Source organism: Terribacillus aidingensis, from assembly GCF_040703035.1.
Lineage (GTDB): Bacteria > Bacillota > Bacilli > Bacillales > Amphibacillaceae > Terribacillus.
Genome location: NZ_CP159996.1, coordinates 1,957,901 through 1,982,087, shown reverse-complemented (window position 1 = coordinate 1,982,087; position 24,187 = coordinate 1,957,901). Strand labels below are relative to the sequence as shown.

Genomic DNA, 24,187 nt, shown 5'->3' with positions numbered 1-24,187 from the left:
GTTAGTTGTACAATCCCTTCTGAATTGCTTCCTTTTCTTCCCGGAATTTGCGATGAGTTGCTCGGAATAATTGAGGAAACTGTTCAGTTGTTTCCTTTTCCAGTACTGCGATTCCTTCTCCTGTAATACCGCCTTTCACACAAACCTTTTTTATCAGTTCATCCAATGTATAGTGCCCGTTTGCCAATAGAGTTCCGAGTCCGATCAGCATCTCCGAAGTTAAATGAGTGGCTTGTTCTTTGCTGATTGCCGTTTCCTCCACTGCGCCATCGATAAATCGCTGCGCAAGGTAGCTGAAGAAAGCCGGTCCGCAGGAAACAATATCTGAAGCTACTCTCGTTATATCCTCTGGAATATAAAGTGGATTAGAATAGCTGCTGACTAAATCGATCAGCGCGGCTTTATTACGATTTAACAGGCTTGTTCCGAATGTCAGCAAAGTCGTTCCCGCTGCAGCTCTGTTCGTAATACTTGGGATGGCCCGTGCTACCTGACATGGTACAAGAACTTCGAGGTCTTCAATAGAATACGGACTAGTTATGGAGACTAGTACTTGATCCGGCTTTAATATAGGGTGAAGCTCGTGACAGACACCAGGCAAGTGAGGCGGCCGAACACAGAGAAACAAAATATCAGCATATTCCGCAATGTGGCTTATGGAATCAGCCACATGGATGGATGGATAAGCTTCTTTCCACTTCGCAGCTTTTTCAGCAGAACGGTTTAAAATCATAATGTCTTCCTGGTTGATTGAACCGGAGTTTACCCACGTCTCCAGCAGCATACCTCCCATATTTCCAACTCCGATTATTCCCCATTTCGTCATTCTAAACTCCTCCTATGCTCAGTTTCTGCTTGTTGCCCATTTACGCTGTTATCAAACTTATGCTTTAACGATATAGAATATGAAAGGAGATGTATGGTGCAAATCGTCAAACAATATAGTTGGGCTATCATACTCGCTGCTGCAGTATGTGTGGTTTTAGTCATATGGATCCGGGAGCCTAAGGGTGATGCTGCTGTTAAGCAGCTTGAAGAAGCTGAAAACCCTTCTGAGAATCAGTTGTTGCTTGCAGAAACACCAGCTGAAAAAGAGCCGGCACCTGATCACACGAAGTTTGTAGTAGATATAAAAGGAGAGGTGCAGAACCCCGGAGTATACGAGCTTGCTCCAGACAGCCGTGTGGAACAGGCGATAGATGCAGCTGGCGGGCTGACAGATAAAGCGGAGGCGAGGAGTATCAATCTGGCCCAGCGTGTGGCTGATGAACAGGTTATTTATGTTGCGGCTATCGGAGAAGGAGGGGATTTACCTGCTCAATCTGCGGGGACGAATGCTTCATCGGACAAAATCAATATCAACCAAGCAGACAGCGAGGAACTGACGGAGTTGAACGGCATTGGGGAAGCAAAAGCACAGGCTATCGTTGCTTTCAGGGAGGAAAACGGTCCTTTCACTTCTATTGAGCAGCTTACAGAAGTACCCGGCATCGGAGAGAAATCATTAGAGAACATGAAGGAACAGATCAGCTTGTAGAGCTGTTGACGGATGAGAAGGGGGATTGTACACTTACTCTAGAAAAGGAAAGGTGGCGAAGCGTCATGGAACGAATCGCATGGAATCAATACTTTATGGCGCAAAGCCACTTGCTGGCATTGCGCAGCACCTGTCAGCGTCTGATGGTTGGTGCGACTGTAGTCCGAGATAAACGGATCATCGCCGGCGGTTATAATGGCAGTGTCACTGGCAGCAAGCACTGCGTCGATGAAGGTTGCTACGTAATCGATGGTCATTGCGTGCGGACAGTACACGCAGAAATGAATGCCCTCTTACAATGTGCGAAATTCGGAGTACCAACCGAAGGAGCTGAAATTTACGTTACACATTTTCCGTGCTTGCAATGCTGTAAAGCCTTAATTCAAGCTGGTATCAAAACGGTCTATTATGCGAATGATTACAAAAATCATCCTTATGCGATTGATCTTTTTGCTGAAGCAGGTGTCAAGACGGAACAGGTAGAGCTTGATGCAGTTGTAGTGGATACGAAGCCGCAGGAAACTCAAAACCTGATGGAAAAAGTAGTGGAGAAGCTCAAGCAGCTGGACGATACCGAAAGTCAGCAGCTTGCTGAAGAAGCTGCTTCTCGTTATCAACTTCCAACCAAAGAACGGATATGATCGGAAGATGGCATATTGTCGCGCTGGCAGCCCTTGGCGGGATGCTGGCGCATTCCTTGCATTTCTCCATCTTGCTGCTAATAGTTGCTTGGCTATGCCTAATGTATTACACAAGGCGAATCCAATTTACACTCCTGATTCTGTCCTCGCTTGCTTCACTGTTATTTTTCGGCAACAGTATCCTCGGCCAAAAAACTCCCCCTGAATTGCCGCTGGATAAGCCAATTCAGCTCATCTCCGCTATATCAGATATCTCCGAAACAAATGAGCGGATTCAATTCACTGCAGAAGATCCTTCTGGTTCCCCTTCTATCCAAGTGACCTATTTCAAACAAGAAGCTAATGAAGTATTAACTGGTTTATCTGCAGGTGCTAAATGTGTCATCAAAGGCAGAATTAGCCAGCCTGATCCAGCTACTAACCAAGGACAATTTGATTTTAAGCGTTATTCACGGCAGCAAGGTATTTTTTACGAAATAGAACTTCAAAATCTCCAGGATATCTCTTGTACTGGAACATCACGATTCAATCAGCTGTTAAAGGCAAGAACAGTGTTTTTAGAAAAAGCAGATAAGAACCTTGATTCTCATACCGCTGCATGGGTGCAGGCGATGATTGCTGGGGAAGACAGCAATTTGGATGAGGAGACGGTGGAGCTTTTCAATCGCTGGAGCTTGTCGCATATCCTTGCCATCAGCGGCATGCATATCGCATTATTTTCGGCAATCCTCTTCTTCCTCTTCACAAAACTCCAGATTCTTACGATAGAAAAGACCTATTGGTTTTTATTTGTCTTTTTGGCTGTTTATCCCGTATTTGCAGGCGGGGAACCGTCGGTTTGGCGTTCTGCTTTAATGGTGATGCTCATCATGGTGCTGATGCGCTTTCGCATTAGGCTGCCTATCATCGATAGCATCAGTATCGTTTTCTTACTTTTACTTGTCCTCGACCCGCATTATCTATACCATATTGGTTTTCAATTTTCGTTTCTTGTCAGCTTGGCATTGCTTTTATCGGCCCGCCTTTACACTGGCTCTTTTATAAGTGCGCTGCTGGAAACAAGCCTTTTAAGCCAGCTTGTCATCCTTCCTCTGCAGGTCTCCCAATTCTACTTCTTGAATCCATTGTCTGTTTTAATGAATCTCTTTGCCATTCCGTTCTATACGTTTATTGCTATTCCTCTTTTGCTGTTAATCAGTATCCTGCTATACCCTTTGCCGCAGTTTGCTGCTCTTCTAGGAGAGTGTTTTCGTTTTCTAAATGAATTAGTGATCCGATTTATTGAATGGGTAGATGGTGCAGCTTTTTATCCTTGGGTAACAGGCAAGCTTCCAATTGGTATCTCTATAGTTTATTTTCTGATTCTTGTTCTATTTTGCTCAGCGTGGGAGAAAGGCAGGCGAAGGATTGCTCTTTGTTATGGTGCTTTACTTACAGCAATTCCGCTTGCTGCATCGCTGCTGCCTTATACGAGCAGTACAGGATATGTCACGATGCTCGATATCGGGCAAGGAGATGCATTTGTCATCGAATTACCTTATCGCAGAGGTGTTTATCTAATTGATGCAGCTGGCAGTGTCGGAATGGACTTTAAGCCGACTGATAAGAATTTCAAGCAGGTAATCAAACCATATTTGTATGAGCGGGGAATTGCCAAAGTTCATGGCATCTTTGCTTCGCATTCGGATCATGATCATATTGGAAGTATTGGTAAGCTTACAGAGGAATTTCATGTGGATTGGGTACGTACTTCTGTCTATTTTGACCGTTCAAAAGCAAAACTTTGGGATTCGGATATAAAGATAATACCTTGGACAGCTGGAGAGATGATCCATCTTCCTGGCTGGGAAATCCAGCTGCTGGCTCCTTCACGTGATAAAAAGGATCCCAACAAGAATTCGCTTGTCATGTATACGGTGCTGGGCGGGAAGAGCTGGCTTTTTACGGGTGATATAGGCAAAGAGGAGGAAAAGGAAATCATCCGGAGTTATCCGACTTTACGAGCGGATGTACTGAAGGTCGGACATCATGGCAGCAATACCTCGACTGATCCAGCATTTCTTCAGCATGTGAAGCCGGAGACAGCGCTGGTTTCGGCTGGCCGGAACAACAGATATGGCCATCCGTCACCAGAGGTTGTGGATGCATTGTCACAACAAAACATCCGTATCTGGCGTACAGATACGGATGGGGCGGTCGTCTATGCCTTCTCAGGGAAGACAGGCACATTTAGCCCGTTCCTCCCATAAGATACGGTAGTTATAAATGAGGCAAACGAACTTACCACAGGCAGCAGGTACTTACCTCGATTAGCAAGAGTTGTCACCAATAACTTGCATGATTAAGGATAACCTAGAGGTAAGAAAACACCGCTTCGCGTTACAGCCTCCGGAGCTGGCTAACAAGAGCGTTCATATAGATTGGGGGGGAACGTATTATTGTTCTCCTCTGTTCCACCTTGCGTTAATTCCTATTTGCCGATACGATAAACAATAGGATTACGTAGGAGTGAGAACATGTCATATACTGACGCTTTAAAAGCAATCAAGAAAAAGGATTTTTCACCTATATACTTACTATATGGCACCGAGTCCTATTTCATGCAGGATATAAAGGAAAAAATAGAGAAACAATTCGCCCTTTCCGATGGAACGAATGTTTCCGTCTACGATTTGGAGGAAACCCCAATCCAGGAAGTTATTGCGGATGCGGAGGAATATCCTTTTTTCAGCGAACAAAAATTAATTCTCGCTTACAACCCTTTCTTCCTGAAAGCGAAGCCGGATAAGTCGGCAGTGGATCATCGTTTGGAAAGCCTGGAGCAGTATGTAGAGAATCCAGCAGCTTGGACGACACTCGTTTTATTAGCTCCATATGAGAAGGTGGATGAGCGGAAGAAAATCATCAAGAGCATCAAAAAGACAGGGCAAGCTGTGGCTTGTCTGCCGGTAAAAGAGTGGGATTTGTCGGATTGGATCGTCACGTTAAGCAAAGAGCATCAAATTGTGCTGGAGGATGCAGTAGCTGATTTGCTCATCCAGGAGGCTGGAACAGATCTTTCTATGCTGCGCGGAGAGATCGAAAAGCTTGCACTTTATGCAGGAGAGGGAAGTACGGTAACCTTGGAGATGGCAGAATCACTTGTTTCCCATCAGCAGACAAGCTCTGGATTAAAGCTGGTTGACAGCTTGATGGCAGGTGACTTAGCGAAGGCGATTTACATCTTTCATGATCTGATCAAGCTTAAGGAAGAGCCGATTGCATTGATAGCATTGCTTGCATCCCAATTCCGGACGATTTTACATGTCAAGCTTCTCAAGCATAAAGGATACAATCAAGCAAAGATGGCAGAAGTAACGAAGGTTCATCCATTCGTGATCAAGCTTGCATTGAAGCGGGAAGCAAACTTCTCGGAAGAAGAATTGAAACATATTCTGTTCTTAGCCGCTGAAACGGATGCAGATTTGAAGCAGGGACGTATGGAAAAGAACCTTGCCTTTGAACTGCTGCTTCAGCAGATAGTAACAATACGAAAAAAAGCCCGGATGGTTTAATAAACCGCCGGGCTTTTTTCTATTAAAAAACGATTCCCTTAAGGAATCGTTCTTCTAAAGCATATTATGCGCCAAGAGCGTTAACTTTTTTAGTCAAGTTAGACTTCTGACGGTTAGCTTTGTTGCGGTGGATGACACCACTTTGTGCAGCTTTATCAATTTTGCTTGAAGCTGTTAGAAGAGCTGTTTTAGCAGTAGCAGCATCGTTGTTGGAAACAGCAGTTTCCACGTGTTTCACTGCAGTACGCAAATCGCTTTTCAAAGCTTGGTTTCTTAGACGAGCATCGTTGTTTACACGAACGCGTTTAATCGCTGATTTAATATTTGCCATGTTTGATTCACCTCCGGCACATTTCATCTTACAACAAAAGCCATTGTACCAAAGCAGAGCGATGTTTTCAACAATTCTTTTCACTGATGGTGTCACTTTTCGTATGATTTGCTGTTAATCTGCTTATGCTAATGCTGACATTTGTGAAAAGTGGAGGGATGATTTTGATCAAGCAGCTGCAAGTACGGACGGACTTGGCTATCGAAGCAAAGGATCTTTATACATCGAGTGAACAGAAGCAGGGGACAGCAGCAGGTATTTCGGTAACAGAGAAAAAGACAGAAGGTATCACCGTCAATTATGTACAAGTAAATGAAGAAGGCGCTAGACAGATCGGAAAGAAACCAGGCATATATATTACGATTCATACCGAGGCAGTAAAGAATCAGGACACGAAACAGGAAGAGGAGACAGCACTTGTACTTGCGAAAGAACTGGAACAAATGCTGACTGAAAACAATATTCCTACTAATGCGACAGGTTTAATTGTCGGACTTGGAAACTGGAATGTGACACCGGATGCTTTGGGACCGGAAGTGATTGAGAAGATCATGGTTACCAACCATTTATTCAAGCTGCAGCCTGAATCAGTGGAGGAAGGCTATCGGCCGGTCAGTGCGGTATCACCTGGTGTGATGGGAACTACTGGTATTGAGACTAGCACCCTTATCCACGGAATAATTGAAAAAACGAAGCCGGACTTCGTCATAGCAGTAGATGCTTTGGCGGCTCGTTCGGTCAGTCGTGTAAATAGCACAATCCAATTATCCGACACAGGTATCCATCCAGGCTCAGGTGTTGGCAACAAAAGGAAAGAGCTGAGCAAAGATACGCTTGGTATTCCTGTTTTCAGTATTGGCGTTCCAACCGTCGTCGATGCGGTCACCATTACGAGTGATACAATCGATTATCTCTTCAAGCATTTTGGGAGAGAATGGAAAGAAAAAGACAAGCCGTCAAAAGCACTTGTGCCGGCAGGGATGCGTTTTGGAAAAAAGGAACTAACAGAAGAAGATTTACCAAGTGAGGAACAGCGTCAGGCAGTCTTCGGGATGGTTGGCGGTCTCAGTGAAGGGGAGAAGCGTCAGTTGATCCATGAAGTGCTGACTCCTCTTGGGCATAATCTTATGGTAACACCGAAGGAAGTGGATGGTTTTATTGCAGATATGGCCCATGTCATAGCAGCTGGCATTAATGGCGCTCTGCACGAAAAGGTCAATCCGGCGAATCTCTCGGATTACACACGCTGATTTCTTTCAGAGGTTCTACCTCGAGCTTCTCTCTCATAGATTCTAGTAGAGTTCAACTAGATTCAAAAAGAGAGGAGCTTCTTTCTTGGGAAAAAAGAAGAACAGCTTTAAGCGAAAGCGTTCAGGCGTACTGTTCATATATAAGCGGACACTTATCCTTGTCGGCTCCATCCTTTTTCTATTGACCGGTATAGCGGCGCTAACTTCTGCTGGGCCGGCGTACCGGCTGTCCTCACAAGCCATTACAGATTGGACAAGACAGCTTGACAGCAGCATATATTTGCATATACTCGGAAACGAAAATAAGGTTTTCGAAAGTGTTAGACCAGAAGAAGCTCCATCTATACAGATATCTGCCATTCTTATGCAAATGCTGACAACCATTAAACCGGATGATCCGAGGACTCTGCTCGGCTCCGAAATACCAGGATTCTCATTATATGAAAACCAGATTGTCATTGCTGGAGAAGGGACAAACTATACGAACCTTCCGATTGAGTCGGCGCAGCCGGATCATATTATCGAAGAAGAGCCTGTACAAGAGAAGGAAGAAAAGGCTCCGCCAGAGAAAGAAGAGCAAAACCCGACGGAAGATAGTCAGGAACAAAAAGGCGAGGAACCTGCACCTTCCACAGGGGAAAAAGATGTTGTTTATATCTATCATACACATAATCAGGAGTCCTATCTGCCTTCTTTGGATGCGCAGCAGGAAGATAACGCTTATAACAAAAATTCTAACGTTACCGATGCTGGAGAAGCAATGGCAAAGCGGCTGGAAGAGCTGGGTATCGGGACAATAGCTGACCAGACTGATATAGGAGCTATTTTGAATGAAAATGGCATGGCTTATCATCAATCCTACGATGCCTCAAGAGGAGTGGTGGAAGCTGCTGTAGCAGAAAACAAGGATGTTTCTTTCGTTTTCGATATTCATCGGGACAGCTTGAAACGGAAAGACACAACCAAGGAGATCGAAGGTAAAACATATGCAAAAGTCGTCTTCGTCGTCGGCGCAGAGAATAAGGAATTTGAAAAGAACTTGAAGCTGGCAACGGATCTGCACAAGAAGATTGAAGCCGAATACCCAGGCTTGAGTCGTGGTGTCATCACGAAACAAGGCGCTGGAGTCGACGGTGTTTATAATCAGGATGTATCTGACAAAGCAGCTCTCCTGGAAATAGGGGGGGCGGAGAATACACTGGAGGAAGCGACGCGGACGGCGGAACTTTTTGCAGAGATATTTGCGGATTATTACTGGGAAGCAGAAAAAGTTCAAGGAGGCCAAGCAGGATGAAATATGTAGTAATTGTTCTCACGATGCTCACGTTGTTCTTTGGCGGTATTTTGATAGGAATGGAAAAAGAGGATGCACAGCAAATAGAACAGCCCCCTGCTGCAGAACTGCAGGAAGGAAAGCTGACTGCATCTGCTTCATTTGATGGTACGAAAGAAGAGCCTGTGTTCGAAAATACTGCACCAGTTTCGGATGAAGGGGCAGACAGCTCCATCGTACAGCAGCTGGCAAGCGGTCTTGGAAGTCTGTTCACAGGTATCTGTTCAGTTATCATCACAGCGATCGAACAGCTTTCCAACGCTTTGTTCGGCTGAAGCAAAAGCGCTTAAAAACATTGAATAAACAGGGCGCAATTGCTATAATCAATGCTAGTTATTGTTACGGCTGCTTCTTATGGAGGCAGCTTCGGACAATTTAGGAGTGATTTTGATTGGTAGAGACAAACAGACGAAATCAGCAGCATGTGCGGAATTTCTCGATCATTGCCCACATCGATCACGGGAAGTCTACACTGGCTGACCGTATTCTCGAGAAGACGAAGGCTCTTACTGCGCGTGAAATGAAGGCGCAGTATTTGGATGCAATGGATCTGGAAAGGGAGCGCGGCATCACTATCAAGCTGAATGCAGTGCAACTTGAATACGAACGGGAAAATGGCGAGAAATATATTTTCCATTTGATAGATACACCGGGACATGTCGATTTTACATATGAGGTATCCCGGAGTTTGGCAGCCTGTGAAGGTGCCATCCTCGTAGTGGATGCAGCTCAGGGTATCGAAGCTCAAACATTGGCCAATGTATACTTGGCGATGGATAATGACTTGGAAATCATCCCGGTTATCAATAAAATAGATCTACCGAGTGCCGACCCAGAAAGGGTAAAGCAGGAAATCGAGGATGTCATTGGCATTGATGCGAGTGATGCTATTCTGGCATCCGCTAAAGCAGGAATTGGTATAGAAGAGATTTTAGAAGCGATTGTCGACCGGATCCCGCCGCCGAAAGGGAATGAGGATGCGCCGTTAAAAGGTCTGATCTTTGATTCTTTGTATGATTCCTATCGCGGTGTTGTCGCGTATACGTGTATCAAAGAGGGTTCTGTAAAAGTAGGCGACAAAATCCACATGATGGCTACAGGCAAGGAATTTGAAGTCAATGAGGTCGGTGTTTTTAATCCGGCGCCAGTTAAAAAGGACGAGCTAGTCGTCGGTGACGTTGGTTATTTGACTGCCTCTATTAAAAATGTAAGTGATACGCGAGTAGGGGATACCATTACATTAGCCAATAATCCAGCCAGTGAGGCACTGCCCGGCTATCGCCGCTTGAATCCGATGGTTTATTGCGGATTGTTCCCGGTTGATGCGAGCAACTACAATGACTTGCGTGAAGCACTGGAAAGACTGGAGCTGAACGATAGTTCCCTGCAATATGAAGCGGAGACTTCCCAGGCGCTAGGTTTCGGATTCCGTTGTGGCTTCCTTGGTCTATTGCACATGGAGATCATCCAGGAACGTATCGAACGAGAGTTCAATATTGATTTGATCACGACAGCACCAAGTGTTATCTACAATGTCGTCATGAATGATGGCAGCGAAGTGCGTGTCGATAACCCGGCGGCTTTGCCAGATGCACAATCACGTACGGAAGTGCAAGAGCCATACGTAAAAGCGACAATCATGGTACCGAATGATTACGTTGGTACAGTCATGGAGCTATGCCAGAAAAAACGCGGTGATTTCCAGGACATGCAATACTTGGACGATGTCCGTGTAAATGTAGTTTATGAAATCCCGCTTTCTGAAATCGTGTATGACTTCTTCGATCAGCTGAAATCCCAAACAAAGGGGTATGCTAGCTTCGATTATGAACTGGTAGGTTACAAGGCATCCGATCTGCAGAAGATGGATATTCTTTTGAATGGCGACACGATAGATGCTCTATCCTTCATCGTACACCGTGATTTTGCTTTCGACCGTGGTAAAGCAATAGTAGAAAAGCTGAAGGCGTTAATCCCGCGTCAGCAGTTCGAAGTACCAGTCCAGGCTGCAATCGGGAACAAGATTGTTGCCCGTTCCAATATTAAAGCGATGCGTAAGAATGTCTTGTCCAAGTGTTATGGAGGAGATATATCACGTAAACGTAAATTACTTGAAAAGCAAAAAGAAGGTAAGAAACGGATGAAGATGGTCGGTTCCGTGGAAGTTCCACAGGAAGCATTCATGGCCATCCTGCAGATGGACGACGAATAAAAAACAGACAACCCTTGTCCTTATCAGACAAGGGTTTGTCATTGCGGAAGGAGGCAGCATGATGAACGAAGTGAAATCCGCTTATATCCATATACCTTTCTGTGAACAGCTTTGTCATTACTGCGACTTCACGAAGTTTTTCTATCGGGAAGATAGTGCAGATGAATATGTAGAAGCATTACGGAAGGAAATGGAGCATTACATTCCAAACAGACAGCAAATGAATACGATCTTTGTAGGTGGCGGAACACCAACCGCTTTGAATATGCAGCAGCTGGAGCATGTGCTGAAGAGTGTTGACAGCGCATTTGATGTTCATGCAGCTAGAGAATATACATTCGAAGCAAATCCCGGGGATCTATCCTTAGAGAAGGCAAAGCTGCTTAAGCATTACGGGGTAGATCGAATCTCCCTTGGCGTTCAAGTGTTTGATGATAAACTTCTCGAAGCGATCGGCCGTGTTCACCGCGTCAAGCATGTATATGAAAGTCTTGATCTATTGAAACAGGCTGGCTTTGACAATATCAGCATCGACTTGATTTATGCGCTGCCGGGACAAACATTGGAGCAGTTTGGGCATACTGTGGAAGAAGCCTTGCAGTTCGATCTGCCGCATTATTCTTCTTATTCGCTTCAGATTGAGCCTAAGACGGTCTTTTATCAGCGGTATAAAAAGGGTACATTGAAAAAGGCGCCGGAAGAATTGGAAGCTAATATGTACAATCTGCTGCGCGATCAAATGAAGGCACATGGCAGAGAACAATATGAAGTGAGCAATTTTGCGCTTCCTGGTAAGGAAAGCCAGCATAATCTTGCATACTGGAATAATGATTTCTACTATGGACTTGGTGCAGGTGCACATGGGTACTTGCCAGGACGCCGCGTTATCAATATCCGTCCGCTTCCTGCTTATCTGAAGCAAGCGAATGAAAATGGTATACCGGTTCTGCATGAGGAGCCGATTGGCCGTAAAGAGCGTATCGAGGAAGAGCTTTTCCTTGGTCTTCGCAAGAAATCAGGAGTGAACAAAGCGAGCTTCCGTGACAAATTCGGTATCGAGCTTACTGAGGTTTACCGTAAGCCTCTGGATCTGCTGATTAGTAAAGGATGGCTCATTGAAGATGCTGAACACGTTGCTATGACTGAAGATGGATTTTTGTTCGGAAACGATGTATTCCAAGAGTTCCTTTTAGAAGAAGAACCGGCAAGCGTTTCGAATTGACAATTTTTCTAGGCTTTGTTACCTTATATGTATATTTAGCACTCCCTATTAACGAGTGCTAATCGAGGTGATGATCATGCTGACAGAAAGACAGCTGCGTATCCTTCAGGTCATAGTCGATGATTTCATTGAAACGGCGCAGCCGATTGGTTCGCGTGCTATCTCCAATAAGCAGGACGTTGCCTATAGTGCCGCAACGATTCGTAATGATATGGCTGAGTTGGAGCAGCTTGGCTTGATCGAGAAGACGCATACCTCATCCGGAAGAATACCTTCCGAAAGGGGCTATCGCTTCTACGTGGATCATCTACTGACACCGTTTCATTTGACGCGGCAGGATACGTCAGCAATCAAACAGACATTTTCGACGAACATACGTCAGATGGAAGAAGTCGTACAGCAATCCGCGGCACTGCTTTCAGAGCTTACCAACTACACAAGTATCATATTGGGACCGGAAATGCTGGAGACGAAGCTCAAGCATATTCAGATTCTTACGTTGTCCGATTTTAGTGCTGTCATGATTCTAGTGACAGACACAGGGCATGTAGAGCATAAATCTTTCCGGATACCAGATGGGATGGATCATGCTGAGATGGAAAAGGTAGTGAATATCCTGAATGACCGTTTAGCTGGTGTACCGCTTATGATGGTGCCTGGCAGACTGAAGTCTGAAGTGCAGGAGCTGCTCAAGCAGCATACCGCCCATTTTGATACGATGTTCGCTTATCTGCGCTCCTTCATGGAAACGGAACAGCCGCTCAAGCTCTATTTCGGCGGTAAGACAAACATATTGATGCAGCCCGATTTTCAGGACTTGAATAAGCTGCGAAGCCTTTATACGATGATTGAAGAAGAAGGCGAGACGATTGCGCGTCTTCTCAAAGGAGAGCAAAATGGTCTGCATGTATCCATCGGCACAGAGAACAAGCTGGATGCGATGCAGGATTGCAGCTTTGTCACTGCGAGTTACACAGCGGATGGCTTACACATGGGAACCGTCGCCTTGCTGGGTCCGACCAGAATGGAGTATTCCCGGGTAATGTCGTTGATGAATGTTTTATCTGGCAAACTGACCAGCGCCTATCAGGACTGGCAGAAATGAGTTGAATATGGCTTGCTATACAGCAAGCCTTTCATATAAGCAATGCTTTTCAGGAGGTGACCATCATGGCAAATGAAAAAGAAAAAGTGAATGAAACCGAAGAGCAGGAAGCTGTTGAAACAGAAGTGGTTGATGCAGCCCCAGCTGAGGAATCCGAAACTAACGATGAAGGCAGCGAGCAACTAGCACAGCTCGAACAAGAAAAAAACGAGATGTACGACCGTCTGCTGCGCTTGCAGGCTGAGTATGACAATTTCCGCAAGCGTACACAGAAGGAAAAGGAAGCTGCCAGCAAATATAGATCTCAGGATTTGGCGGAAGCCTTGCTCCCTGTTGTCGACAACCTGGATCGCGCCCTTCAGACTGTTCAGGACGAAGAAGCGAACAAAGGTTTTGTCGATGGTATCCGCATGGTGCATCGTCAATTATTAGATGCATTCGACAAGCAAGGTATCGAAACGATCGAAACTGTAGGACAGCCATTCGATCCTCATCTGCACCAAGCTGTCATGCAGGTGGAAAATGATGAATACGAACCAAATACTGTCGTACAGGAATTGCAAAAGGGCTATAAGCTGAAAGACCGTGTCATTCGACCGGCTATGGTCCAAGTGAATCAATAAAGCACTACATATGCTGTAGAGGAGGAAAAATACAAAATGGGTAAAATCATTGGTATTGACTTAGGTACAACAAACTCTTGTGTGTCCGTAATGGAAGGTGGAGAAGCTCGCGTTATCCCGAACCCTGAAGGTAACCGCACAACTCCATCCGTTGTAGCATTCAAAAATGGAGAAAGACAAATCGGTGAAGTGGCGAAGCGTCAGGCGATCACGAACCCGAACACAATCCAATCCATCAAACGTCATATGGGTACGGATTATAAAGTAGAAATCGAAGGTAAGTCTTACACGCCTCAAGAAATTTCTGCTATCATCCTGCAGTACATTAAATCTTTCGCTGAAGATTATCTAGGCGAAACGGTTGATAAAGCTGTTATCACAGTTCCAGCATACTTCAACGATGCAGAACGCCAAGCAACGAAAGATGCTGGTAAAATTGCAGGTCTTGAAGTCGAGCGTATTATCAACGAACCGACAGCAGCTGCGCTTGCTTACGGTATCAATACAGAAGAAGATCAAACAATCCTTGTTTATGACCTTGGCGGCGGTACATTCGACGTTTCCATCCTTGATATCGGCGATGGTACATTCGAAGTAGTTTCCACTGCGGGTGATAACCGTCTTGGCGGTGACGATTTCGACCAGGTGATCATCGATCATCTTGTAGCGGAATTCAAAAAAGAGAACGGCATTGATCTTTCCAAAGATAAAATGGCAATGCAGCGTTTGAAAGATGCAGCTGAAAAAGCGAAGAAAGATCTTTCAGGCGTAACGCAAACACAGATTTCCCTTCCGTTCATCACGGCTGGTGCAGAAGGTCCGCTTCACTTGGAGCTTTCTCTATCACGTGCGAAATTCGATGAGCTTTCTGCTGATTTGGTTGAGCGTACAATGGGACCTACTCGTCAAGCTCTTCGCGATGCTGATCTTTCTGCAAGCGAAATTGATAAAGTTATCCTAGTCGGTGGTTCTACACGTATTCCGGCTGTAGTGGAAGCAATCAAAAAGGAAACTGGCAAAGATCCTTCCAAAGGCGTTAACCCGGATGAAGTAGTTGCACTCGGTGCAGCAATCCAGGGTGGTGTCCTTCAAGGTGATGTGAAAGACGTCGTACTTCTTGACGTTACTCCACTTTCCCTTGGTATCGAAACAATGGGCGGCGTGTTCACCAAATTGATCGAGCGCAATACGACAATTCCGACAAGCGCGTCCCAAACATTCTCTACAGCAGCGGACAACCAGCCTTCTGTAGATATCCACGTCCTTCAAGGTGAACGTGAAATGGCAGCTTACAACAAGACGCTTGGCCGTTTCCAACTGTCGGATATCCCGCCAGCACCACGTGGTGTTCCGCAAATCGAAGTTACCTTTGATATCGACTCAAATGGTATCGTTAATGTTCGTGCGAAAGATCTTGGCACAAATAAAGAACAATCCATTACAATCAAATCTTCTTCAGGTCTTTCTGATGAAGAAGTAGAAAAAATGGTGAAAGAAGCGGAAGATAATGCTGAAGAAGATAAAAAACGCCGCGAAGAAGTAGATCTTCGCAACGAAGCTGATCAGCTTGTATTCCAAACAGATAAAACTTTGAAAGATCTTGCTGAAAATGTTTCTGAAGAAGACAAACAAAAAGCAGAAGCAGCTAAAGAGGAACTGAAGAAAGCGTTGGAAGGTTCTGATATTGAAGATATCAGAACTAAAAAAGATGCGCTTTCCGAACAAGTTCAAGCATTGTCTGTCAAATTGTATGAGCAAGCAGCACAGGCTCAGCAAGCACAGCAAGCGCAAGGCGGAGAAAAAGCAGACGATGATGTCGTAGATGCTGATTTCGAAGAAGTAAACGACGACAAAGACAATAAGTAAAAGCTAGTTTCACCCGACAAGTCAAAGCCGCTTTCCGAGCAGCTTTGACTTGTTACATGTTTACAGTGTTTGCTGCGTATAGGGCTTAATGGTATGATAAAATTTATGTATAAGAGAGAGTCGGGAGAGTGATTGTCAGTGAGTAAGCGGGATTACTACGATGTGCTTGGCGTCGGGAAAGATGCCTCGAAGGAAGAAATTAAAAAAGCATATCGCAAACTTGCGCGCCAATACCACCCAGATGTGAATAAGGCGGAAGATGCAGCCGATAAGTTCAAAGAGGCAAAGGAAGCCTATGAAGTACTCGGCAATGAACAAAAGCGTACCCAGTATGATCAATTTGGCCACGCAGGCCCGCAGAGCCAAGGTTTCGGGGGAGCTGGAGCGCAGGATTTTGGCGGTTTTGGCGACATTTTCGATATGTTCTTTGGCGGCGGCGGACGCCGCAGCGATCCGAACGCACCACGTCAAGGCGCAGATCTGCAATACAGTATGACGCTCAGCTTCGAGGAAGCTATTTTTGGTAAGGAAACAGATATTGAGATTCCGAAAGAAGAGGAATGTGATACTTGTCACGGTTCAGGAGCCAAACCAGGCACCAAGCCGAAGACTTGTACGCATTGTAACGGAAGCGGACAGCTTAATGTCGAACAAAATACACCATTTGGCCGTGTTGTGAACCGTCGCGTATGTAATACATGTAATGGAACAGGTAAGATCATTCCAGATAAATGTAAGACTTGCAGTGGTTCCGGCCGTGTACGTAAACGCAACAAAATCCATATCAAAGTCCCGGCAGGTATTGACGATGGCCAGCAAATCCGTGTATCCGGTAAAGGAGAAGCGGGTGTCAATGGAGGACCTCCAGGAGATCTTTATGTTGTCATTCAAGTACGCAGCCATGAGTTCTTTGACCGTGAAGGCGATAATATTTATTGTGAAATGCCGATTACATTTGCTCAAGCAGCACTTGGTGATGAAATTGAAGTGCCGACGGTTCATGGCGCAGTGAATCTTAAAGTTCCAGCAGGTACGCAAACAGGACGTACATTCCGTTTGAAAGGCAAAGGATCACCGAATGTGCGCGGGTATGGTCAAGGAGACCAACATGTGAAAATTCGTGTTGTAACACCTACGAATTTATCGGATCGTCAGAAGGAGCTATTGCGTGAGCTCAACGATATAAGCGGTAATGACCCAACCGACGAACAGCATGACAATATTTTCACACGTATGAGACGTGCGTTCAAAGGTGAGTCTTAATAAAAGGAGTGACGTGTACGTGAAATGGGCGGAGCTATGTATCCATACTACGAATGAAGCGATTGAGCCAATTTCGAATATCCTGCATGAAGCAGGTGCCAGCGGTGTTGTAATCCAGGATCCAGAGGACTTGGTCAAAGATCATAAAACGACGTTCGGTGAAATCTATGCGCTGGATCCAAAAGATTATCCAGCAGAAGGCATCTTTGTGAAAGCATATTTGCCTCTTAACAGCTTTTTGAATGAATCGGTGAATGAGATCAAAGCAGCGATCACAAATCTGAAAGAATATCAGATTGATATTGGTGCAAACGACGTGACAGTCAGTGAGGTAGATGAAGAGGATTGGTCTACCGCTTGGAAGAAATATTACAAACCGGTGAAGATCTCCGAAAAGTTCACCATCATACCTACATGGGAAGAGTACACACCGGTAGCAAGTGATGAAGTGATCATGGAACTTGATCCTGGCATGGCTTTTGGTACAGGAACTCACCCGACGACGGTACTTAGCGTACAGGCAATCGAACGTTATATAACTAAAGGCGACGTTGTCATTGATGTTGGTTCTGGTTCTGGTGTACTGAGCATCGCTGCCGTACTGCTCGGTGCTGAGCATGTACATGCATTCGACCTCGATGATGTGGCGGTAAACAGTACCAAGGTCAATGCAGAGCTGAATCAAGCTGCGGACCGCATTACGGCCAGTGCGAATAATTTGCTCGAAGGCGTTGAGGTGGAAGCGGACGTTATCGTCTCGAATATCCTTGCTGAAATCATTTTGAAATTCACAGATGACGCGTACAAATTGATCAAACCAGGTGGTCTGTTCATTACGAGCGGCATTATCAGCCAGAAGAAAGGCGACGTAAAAGAAGCCTTGATAAAAACTGGTTTCGATATTGTTGAAGTCAATGAAATGGAAGATTGGGTTGCCATCATTGCAAAGAAGAATTAAGGCAGAGGTGAGCATATGCAACGCTATTTCGTAGAAGCTGCCAATTGGCAGGATACCCGCATTACGTTGAATGGACAGGACGCCCATCATATCAATCGCGTGATGCGGATGAAAACAGGCGATAATATCATCTGTGTCCATCCGGATGGGCATGCTGCAAAATGTGAGATTGACGAATTGGTGTCAGATCATGTTACTGTCTCCGTAGTTGAAAAAGTCGATATGGATACTGAAATGCCAGTATCAGTGACGATTGCCCAAGGGCTTCCCAAGGGTGACAAACTGGAATGGATCGTGCAGAAAGGAACGGAATTGGGTGCAGCAGCATTTGCTCCTTTCCAAGCTGCTCGTTCCGTTGTAAAATGGGACGAGAAAAAGAAGGACAAAAAACGGCAGCGCCTTGAAAAGATTGCCAAAGAAGCTGCCGAGCAGTCCAGCCGTTTGATAATACCAGCAATAGAGGATGTGCAATCCTTCCAAATGCTGCTTGATAGCAGCGATACATACAAGCACAAATTGTTCGCTTACGAAGAAGCGGCAAAAGGATTGAAGGCAGAACCGCTTCGATCTGTTTTCCAGCACATTTCCCCATCAGACAATGTGCTTGTCGTAATCGGACCAGAGGGCGGATTCAGTGAATCAGAAGCTGATGCGCTTCAAAATGCGGGTTTTGCACCTATCAGGCTCGGACCTCGAATTTTGCGCACAGAGACCGCTCCATTGTATATGTTGGCTAGTCTATCGTACCATTTTGAAGAATGAGGTGTTTTACCATGCCTACAGTGGCATTCCACACATTAGGTTGTAAAGTGAACCATTATGAGACGGAAGGTATTTGGCAGAAGTTCAAAGCCCAAGGCTATGAAAGGGTGGATTTTGATCACCAGTCAGACGTGTATGTTATCAACACTTGCACGGTTACGAATACTGGAGATAAAAAAAGCCGCCAAGTCATTCGCCGGGCAGTACGTAAAAATCCTGAGGGCGTCATTTGTGTAACCGGATGTTATGCGCAAACGTCACCTGGTGAAATCATGGAGATTCCGGGAGTGGACATTGTAGTTGGTACCCAGGGCCGGGACAAGATGATTGAGCATATCGAGGAATTCAAGGTGAAGAAGGAACCGATCAACGGAGTTTCGAACATCATGAAAAACCGTGTCTTCGAGGAAATGGATGTACCAGCCTTCACCGACCGTACGCGTGCATCGTTGAAAATCCAGGAAGGCTGCAACAACTTCTGCACTTTCTGTATCATTCCTTGGTCCCGCGGATTGCTGCGTTCCCGTAACCCTGAGGACGTCATGAAGCAGGCTCAGCAGCTTGTGGACGCTGGTTACAAGGAAATCGTCCTTACAGGGATTCATACAGCAGGATACGGCGAGGATATGCAGGATTACAATTTTGCTAAATTGCTGCGGGAATTGGAGGCGAATGTACGTGGATTGAAACGAATCCGTATTTCCTCCATTGAGGCAAGCCAGATTACGGATGAGGTCATTCAGGTGCTGGATGAGTCTGAGAAAATCGTGCGTCATTTGCATATCCCGCTTCAATCTGGATCTGATTCCGTTTTAAAACGCATGCGCCGCAAGTATTCTTCAGACTTTTACCGCAGTAAAATCGATAAAGTGAAGAAAGCTTTGCCTAACCTTGCCATTACGAGTGATGTGATTGTCGGCTTCCCAGGTGAGACAGAAGAGGAATTCATGGAAACATATCGTTTCATTCAAGAAATCGGTTATAGCGAGCTCCATGTGTTCCCTTATTCCAAGCGTACAGGAACACCTGCTGCACGTATGGCAGACCAAGTGGACGACGAGACAAAGAATGAGCGTGTCCACCGTCTCATTACACTATCGGATCAGCAAGCGAAAGAATATGCTTCTCAATTCGAAAATGAAGTATTGGAAGTCATTCCGGAAGAGCTTTTTGATGAAAACGAATCCGACACATTATATGTCGGCTATACGGATAACTATTTGAAAGTGAAATTCGAGGCAACACCGGACATGATCGGTAAGATTGTCCGTGTTAAGCTGACTAAGGCTGGCTATCCGTATAATGAAGGCCAATTCGTCCGGGTAATGGATGATGAGGAAGCAAGTGTAACTATCTAACTTGACTATAAAAGGAGTAATTTCTCTTGGAAAATATCGCTGCATATATTGATCACACACTTTTAAAGCCTGATGCTACAAAGGAACAAATCGATGTAATTGTTGAGGAAGCGGCAACCCATAAATTCGCTTCTGTTTGTGTAAATCCGTACTGGGTTTCTCATTGTGCAGAACAGCTTAAAGGTACAGATGTGAAAGTATGTACTGTTATCGGATTCCCTCTTGGCGCTTCGACTAGCGCGGTAAAAGCTTTGGAAACAAAGGATGCTATTGAAAAAGGTGCTGGTGAGATCGATATGGTCATCAATGTCGGTGCTTTGAAATCAGGCGACTTAGTGACTGTTGAGTCTGACATTCGTGCAGTTGTGGAAGCAGCAGCAGGTGTACTGACGAAAGTGATTATCGAGACTTCATTATTGACTGATGAAGAAAAAGTAACAGCTTGTGAGCTTGCTGTAAAAGCCGGAGCTGATTTCGTTAAAACTTCCACTGGTTTTTCCGGCGGTGGTGCAACAGTGGAAGATATCAAATTGATGCGTAAGACAGTCGGCCCGGACATCGGTGTAAAGGCCTCCGGCGGTGTGCGTGACCGCGAAGCTACACTGGCTATGATCGAAGCAGGTGCTACTCGCATCGGTGCCAGCGCAGGTGTTCAGATCATCGCAGGCGTTGCTGGAAGCAGCGATTATTAAGAAGTAATTATGAAATGTGCGTGATTATGCACCTTTCTATTGACCAGGATTTAGCATTATATTATAATGAGCAAAGACATATGCAGCAGTGCATATGAGTTAGCACATTGTTGTATGCTTCGGAGGGAGGGAAATTAGCATGTCAAACACTACTCGCGTTCGCAAAAACGAGTCTCTTGAAGATGCTCTTCGTCGCTTTAAGCGCACTGTTTCTAAAAGCGGTACTCTATCTGAATACCGTAAGCGTGAATTTTACGAAAAACCTAGTGTACGTCGCAAGAAAAAATCTGAGGCGGCTAGAAAGCGTAAGTAAGCAAAGAGGGTGCAAAGAGATATGTCATTAACAGAACGTCTGAACCAGGATATGAAGACTGCCATGAAAGCAAGGGATAAAGAAACGCTCAGCGTAATCCGTATGGTGAAAGCTGCCCTGCAGAATGAAGCAATTCGTACTGGAAATGACACGCTGTCAGAAGATGAAGAACTTACCGTTTTATCTCGTGAGGTAAAACAACGAAAAGATTCCCTCCAAGAATTCCAAGAAGCTGGACGCGATGATCTTGCTCAGAAGCTTGAAGCGGAGCTTCAAGTCCTGAAAGATTATATGCCCGAACAGCTTTCGGAAGAAGAACTTGAAGACATTATTAAACAGACCATCACGGAGGTAGGAGCTACTTCCAAGAAAGACATGGGCTCAGTCATGAGCGCTGTTATGCCGAAAGTTAAAGGCAAAACCGATGGTTCTTTAGTTAATAAAATCGTGAATAAGCACTTGTCTTAACTGATAGTTATATGAATATCTAAAAGGAAAACCCAATCATGAATGATTGGGTTTTCTGCTTTTTTACGAAAGTTTATTTACATATGAAACCTTTTCTTTATCCAAGCGTATATGTTAACGTACATAACAACTGTAAACGAAACCAGTCGGGGTCAGGAGGATTTCTATGCTGCAATATATCACACTTCCAAGTCTTCAAACAGCGATGCACAGCTTCGGCGAAACAATGCAGACGTGGATCACTTCTCCGGTTCTTGTGACAATCCTGCTTTCCATAGCTTTTGCTGGATTGGCTGTCGAGATGTTCACACCCGGCTTTGGAGCGGGTGGGATACTTGGAATCATTGCTGGAGGGATCTTTCTTTACGGTCACATTGCGGCAGGACTAGCAACCAATACGGATATTCTGCTTTTGACTGCAGCCATCATTTTACTTGTCTTGGAATTATTCGTACCTGGAGGCATAATGGGCATACTTGGTATGATCGGGTTACTATGGGCGCTTTTTTCTATGGCGGCAGATAGAACCGATATGATGATGAGTGTAAGTATTGCATTCGTGGTCACCGTTTTGGCTGTTGTATATGTCATTCGCATTGTCGGATTTGAAAAAGGAATGTTCAAGCCGATGATACTCCAGGAAACACTCAAGCCGGATACGCTTCCTAGCTTGACAGTCCTGATTGGTAAACGTGGTGTAGCGAAAACACCTTTGCGCCCGTCAGGTACAGCCGATATTGATGGCAGGGTAATGGATGTCATCACTGAAGGCAGGTATGTTGCCAAAGGATCGGGAATAGTTGTTATCCGTACAGAAGGCACGAAAATCATCGTCAGTCCTGTGACGAACAAGGAGGAAACAGAATGAATCAAGATATACTAGTACCGATTATTATTGCTGCAGTCATTTTGATTGCATTGATTATTTTATTCACTTTCGTACCAGTTGCATTATGGATCAGTGCCCTGGCAGCAGGTGTCCGTATCAGCATCTTCACATTGGTAGGGATGCGTTTAAGACGTGTTATCCCATCACGTGTCATCAATCCATTGATTAAAGCCCATAAAGCAGGCTTGAAGGTTGATACAAACCAGCTGGAGAGTCATTATCTGGCAGGAGGTAATGTCGACCGCGTCGTCAATGCACTTATTGCAGCACACCGTGCGAATATCGAATTACCATTTGAACGCTCAGCAGCAATTGATCTAGCTGGTCGTGATGTATTGGAAGCTGTGCAAATGAGTGTCAATCCGAAAGTGATTGAAACACCGTTCATTTCAGGTGTGGCGATTGATGGTATCGAAGTGAAGGCGAAAGCTCGTATCACCGTGCGTGCCAACATCGATCGACTTGTGGGTGGTGCCGGAGAGGATACCATCATCGCGCGTGTAGGGGAAGGAATTGTCAGTACCATCGGTAGCTCGACCAACCATAAAAATGTATTGGAAAACCCGGACAAAATCTCACACAATGTGTTAGAACGCGGTTTGGATTCCGGTACGGCATTTGAAATTCTGTCCATCGATATCGCAGACATTGATATCGGTAAAAACATTGGGGCGATGCTTCAAACGGATCAGGCAGAGGCAGATAAGAATATCGCCCAAGCCAAAGCTGAGGAACGTCGTGCGATGGCTGTAGCACAGGAGCAGGAAAACTTAGCCCGCGTACAAGAAATGCGTGCCAAGGTAGTAGAAGCAGAAGCGGATGTTCCGCTTGCTCTTGCTGAAGCACTGCGTTCAGGTAACATGGGCGTGATGGATTATATGAACTACCAGAACATCAATGCAGATACAACAATGCGAGACAGCATTGGTGACTTGTCAAATAATGACGAGGAAGAACGTTAAGTTTTAGAAAGGTGGCAGGTGCATGTTTGACATTTTGCAATTTCTCGTGCCGTTAGCAATTGCTGCCATTGCTTTCTTTTTTAACTCCGCAGGTAAAAAAGGAGATCAAGATAACGATCCCCGACGCACGCAGCCTCCGGTCAAGAACTGGCAGGAAAAGCAGCCTCGTGCAAGCAGAGAAAATCGTCAGCAGAAACAGAGGCCAGTTAAAGCACCAGAACTGATTCAAGCCGAGCAGAAAGCAGAGGAATATAGAAAGCAGACGACTGAGGCAATTCAGCAAGCTCTGGAAGTGCGTAGTGCCTCCTCTGTCCGTCGTCAGGATAATAGAGATCAACCTCTAGCTAAGCCAATCAAGCTGAAACGGCCTACTAGCAGACAATTAGCAGAACAGGTTCTCTGGTCTGAGATACTCGGAGAACCACGTGCGAAAAAACCGCATCGCGCTTTCAACAAGCGAGTCCAATAATGGGCTCGCTTTTTTCGTGCATCAGACTGTTCTCACTTGCCTTTTAGCAACATAGAATGTGCAGAGGGGAGCTGATGGAAATGAAAAAATGGCAGCAGCGGATCGGAAATTGGTTCACCGAGCATTTGGATATGCCTGCTGATGTGGTGCTTGAACTCCCTCGCATTACGACAATCGGCCATTTTCATGCATATATCGAAAATCACAGAGGGCTTGTGCTTTTTTCTGATAACGAACTTAGGCTGCGTCTCAACACAGGTTTCCTCCGGATAACAGGGGAATCATTCGTACTGAAAGTCATGCTTCCAGAGGAAATCCTGCTCGAAGGCAAAATGAAGGAATTCAAATTCATTGAATCATAAGGCAAGCGGATCGGGGA

At 45.3% G+C, this 24,187-nt stretch carries 25 protein-coding genes; 23 read left to right on the top strand and 2 right to left on the bottom strand.

What is annotated here, in order from left to right; translation table 11 throughout:
* Window position 1 precedes the first annotated feature (1 nt).
* Complete coding sequence (gene comER, locus ABXS78_RS10495; RefSeq protein WP_366247199.1) at window positions 2–826, bottom strand: late competence protein ComER; 825 nt, start codon at window positions 824–826, stop codon at window positions 2–4.
* A 93-nt stretch (window positions 827–919) separates the two neighbouring features.
* Here comER and ABXS78_RS10490 point away from each other — a divergent pair, with 93 nt between their 5' ends.
* The 4 genes from ABXS78_RS10490 (at window position 920) to holA (ending at window position 5,732) form a co-directional block, all read left to right on the top strand.
* Window positions 920–1,537, top strand: coding sequence for a ComEA family DNA-binding protein (locus tag ABXS78_RS10490; protein WP_366247198.1), 618 nt, complete (start codon window positions 920–922; stop codon window positions 1,535–1,537).
* A gap of 65 nt (window positions 1,538–1,602) precedes the next feature.
* Window positions 1,603–2,178, top strand: coding sequence for a ComE operon protein 2 (locus ABXS78_RS10485; RefSeq protein WP_366247197.1), 576 nt, complete (start codon window positions 1,603–1,605; stop codon window positions 2,176–2,178).
* Entirely contained in the window at window positions 2,175–4,427 is a 2,253-nt protein-coding gene (locus tag ABXS78_RS10480; RefSeq protein ID WP_366247196.1) for a DNA internalization-related competence protein ComEC/Rec2, read from the top strand. Before ABXS78_RS10485 ends, ABXS78_RS10480 begins: the two co-directional genes overlap by 4 nt.
* A gap of 267 nt (window positions 4,428–4,694) precedes the next feature.
* On the top strand, window positions 4,695–5,732 hold the full coding sequence (gene holA, locus ABXS78_RS10475) for a DNA polymerase III subunit delta (protein WP_366247195.1): 1,038 nt from the start codon (window positions 4,695–4,697) through the stop codon (window positions 5,730–5,732).
* Between the two features lie 64 nt (window positions 5,733–5,796).
* On the opposite strand, the gene rpsT is transcribed toward holA, so the two are convergent.
* On the bottom strand, window positions 5,797–6,063 hold the full coding sequence (gene rpsT, locus ABXS78_RS10470) for a 30S ribosomal protein S20 (RefSeq protein WP_095222467.1): 267 nt from the start codon (window positions 6,061–6,063) through the stop codon (window positions 5,797–5,799).
* Between the two features lie 164 nt (window positions 6,064–6,227).
* Between rpsT and gpr the strand changes: the two genes are divergently transcribed.
* The 19 genes from gpr to yqfC all read left to right on the top strand — a co-directional run bounded on the left by gpr (window position 6,228) and on the right by yqfC (window position 24,170).
* Entirely contained in the window at window positions 6,228–7,313 is a 1,086-nt protein-coding gene (gene gpr / locus ABXS78_RS10465) for a GPR endopeptidase (RefSeq protein WP_366247194.1), read from the top strand.
* Window positions 7,314–7,398: 85 nt separating this feature from the next.
* Window positions 7,399–8,607 carry a stage II sporulation protein P gene (locus ABXS78_RS10460; RefSeq protein ID WP_366247193.1) on the top strand — a complete coding sequence of 403 codons (1,209 nt, stop codon included), beginning with the start codon at window positions 7,399–7,401 and terminating at the stop codon, window positions 8,605–8,607.
* Window positions 8,604–8,921 carry a hypothetical protein gene (locus ABXS78_RS10455; RefSeq protein ID WP_366247192.1) on the top strand — a complete coding sequence of 106 codons (318 nt, stop codon included), beginning with the start codon at window positions 8,604–8,606 and terminating at the stop codon, window positions 8,919–8,921. The genes ABXS78_RS10460 and ABXS78_RS10455 overlap by 4 nt, the downstream gene beginning before the upstream one ends.
* Window positions 8,922–9,037: 116 nt before the next feature.
* The gene (lepA, locus tag ABXS78_RS10450; RefSeq protein WP_366247191.1) at window positions 9,038–10,858 is read left to right on the top strand and encodes a translation elongation factor 4; all 1,821 of its coding nucleotides are present in this window, start codon (window positions 9,038–9,040) and stop codon (window positions 10,856–10,858) included.
* 61 nt (window positions 10,859–10,919) lie between these two features.
* Window positions 10,920–12,080, top strand: a complete 1,161-nt coding sequence (gene hemW / locus ABXS78_RS10445; protein ID WP_366249922.1) for a radical SAM family heme chaperone HemW — start codon at window positions 10,920–10,922, stop codon at window positions 12,078–12,080.
* Window positions 12,081–12,156: 76 nt separating this feature from the next.
* Window positions 12,157–13,185: a heat-inducible transcriptional repressor HrcA gene (gene hrcA, locus ABXS78_RS10440; protein WP_366247190.1), complete on the top strand. Its 1,029-nt coding sequence runs from the start codon at window positions 12,157–12,159 to the stop codon at window positions 13,183–13,185.
* A gap of 65 nt (window positions 13,186–13,250) precedes the next feature.
* Window positions 13,251–13,808, top strand: coding sequence for a nucleotide exchange factor GrpE (gene grpE / locus ABXS78_RS10435; protein ID WP_366247189.1), 558 nt, complete (start codon window positions 13,251–13,253; stop codon window positions 13,806–13,808).
* 36 nt (window positions 13,809–13,844) lie between these two features.
* The gene (gene dnaK, locus ABXS78_RS10430) at window positions 13,845–15,674 is read left to right on the top strand and encodes a molecular chaperone DnaK (RefSeq protein WP_366247188.1); all 1,830 of its coding nucleotides are present in this window, start codon (window positions 13,845–13,847) and stop codon (window positions 15,672–15,674) included.
* 138 nt (window positions 15,675–15,812) lie between these two features.
* Window positions 15,813–16,937, top strand: coding sequence for a molecular chaperone DnaJ (gene dnaJ, locus ABXS78_RS10425; protein ID WP_095222475.1), 1,125 nt, complete (start codon window positions 15,813–15,815; stop codon window positions 16,935–16,937).
* Between the two features lie 19 nt (window positions 16,938–16,956).
* Window positions 16,957–17,895, top strand: a complete 939-nt coding sequence (gene prmA, locus ABXS78_RS10420) for a 50S ribosomal protein L11 methyltransferase (protein ID WP_366247187.1) — start codon at window positions 16,957–16,959, stop codon at window positions 17,893–17,895.
* A gap of 15 nt (window positions 17,896–17,910) precedes the next feature.
* Window positions 17,911–18,657, top strand: a complete 747-nt coding sequence (locus ABXS78_RS10415) for a 16S rRNA (uracil(1498)-N(3))-methyltransferase (RefSeq protein ID WP_366247186.1) — start codon at window positions 17,911–17,913, stop codon at window positions 18,655–18,657.
* Between the two features lie 11 nt (window positions 18,658–18,668).
* Window positions 18,669–20,015, top strand: coding sequence for a tRNA (N(6)-L-threonylcarbamoyladenosine(37)-C(2))-methylthiotransferase MtaB (gene mtaB, locus ABXS78_RS10410; protein WP_095222478.1), 1,347 nt, complete (start codon window positions 18,669–18,671; stop codon window positions 20,013–20,015).
* A 26-nt stretch (window positions 20,016–20,041) separates the two neighbouring features.
* Window positions 20,042–20,707: a deoxyribose-phosphate aldolase gene (gene deoC, locus ABXS78_RS10405; protein WP_366247185.1), complete on the top strand. Its 666-nt coding sequence runs from the start codon at window positions 20,042–20,044 to the stop codon at window positions 20,705–20,707.
* Between the two features lie 139 nt (window positions 20,708–20,846).
* Window positions 20,847–21,020 carry a 30S ribosomal protein S21 gene (gene rpsU / locus ABXS78_RS10400; RefSeq protein ID WP_077308578.1) on the top strand — a complete coding sequence of 58 codons (174 nt, stop codon included), beginning with the start codon at window positions 20,847–20,849 and terminating at the stop codon, window positions 21,018–21,020.
* Between the two features lie 21 nt (window positions 21,021–21,041).
* Entirely contained in the window at window positions 21,042–21,488 is a 447-nt protein-coding gene (locus tag ABXS78_RS10395) for a GatB/YqeY domain-containing protein (protein WP_095222480.1), read from the top strand.
* Window positions 21,489–21,654: 166 nt separating this feature from the next.
* Window positions 21,655–22,356 (top strand): NfeD family protein, encoded by a 702-nt coding sequence (locus tag ABXS78_RS10390; RefSeq protein ID WP_366247184.1) that lies wholly within the window; start codon window positions 21,655–21,657, stop codon window positions 22,354–22,356.
* The gene (gene floA / locus ABXS78_RS10385; RefSeq protein ID WP_095222482.1) at window positions 22,353–23,339 is read left to right on the top strand and encodes a flotillin-like protein FloA; all 987 of its coding nucleotides are present in this window, start codon (window positions 22,353–22,355) and stop codon (window positions 23,337–23,339) included. Before ABXS78_RS10390 ends, floA begins: the two co-directional genes overlap by 4 nt.
* A gap of 22 nt (window positions 23,340–23,361) precedes the next feature.
* The gene (locus ABXS78_RS10380) at window positions 23,362–23,808 is read left to right on the top strand and encodes a hypothetical protein (RefSeq protein ID WP_366247183.1); all 447 of its coding nucleotides are present in this window, start codon (window positions 23,362–23,364) and stop codon (window positions 23,806–23,808) included.
* An 80-nt stretch (window positions 23,809–23,888) separates the two neighbouring features.
* Entirely contained in the window at window positions 23,889–24,170 is a 282-nt protein-coding gene (gene yqfC / locus ABXS78_RS10375; protein ID WP_176465689.1) for a sporulation protein YqfC, read from the top strand.
* The last annotated feature ends 17 nt before the right edge of the window (window positions 24,171–24,187 follow it).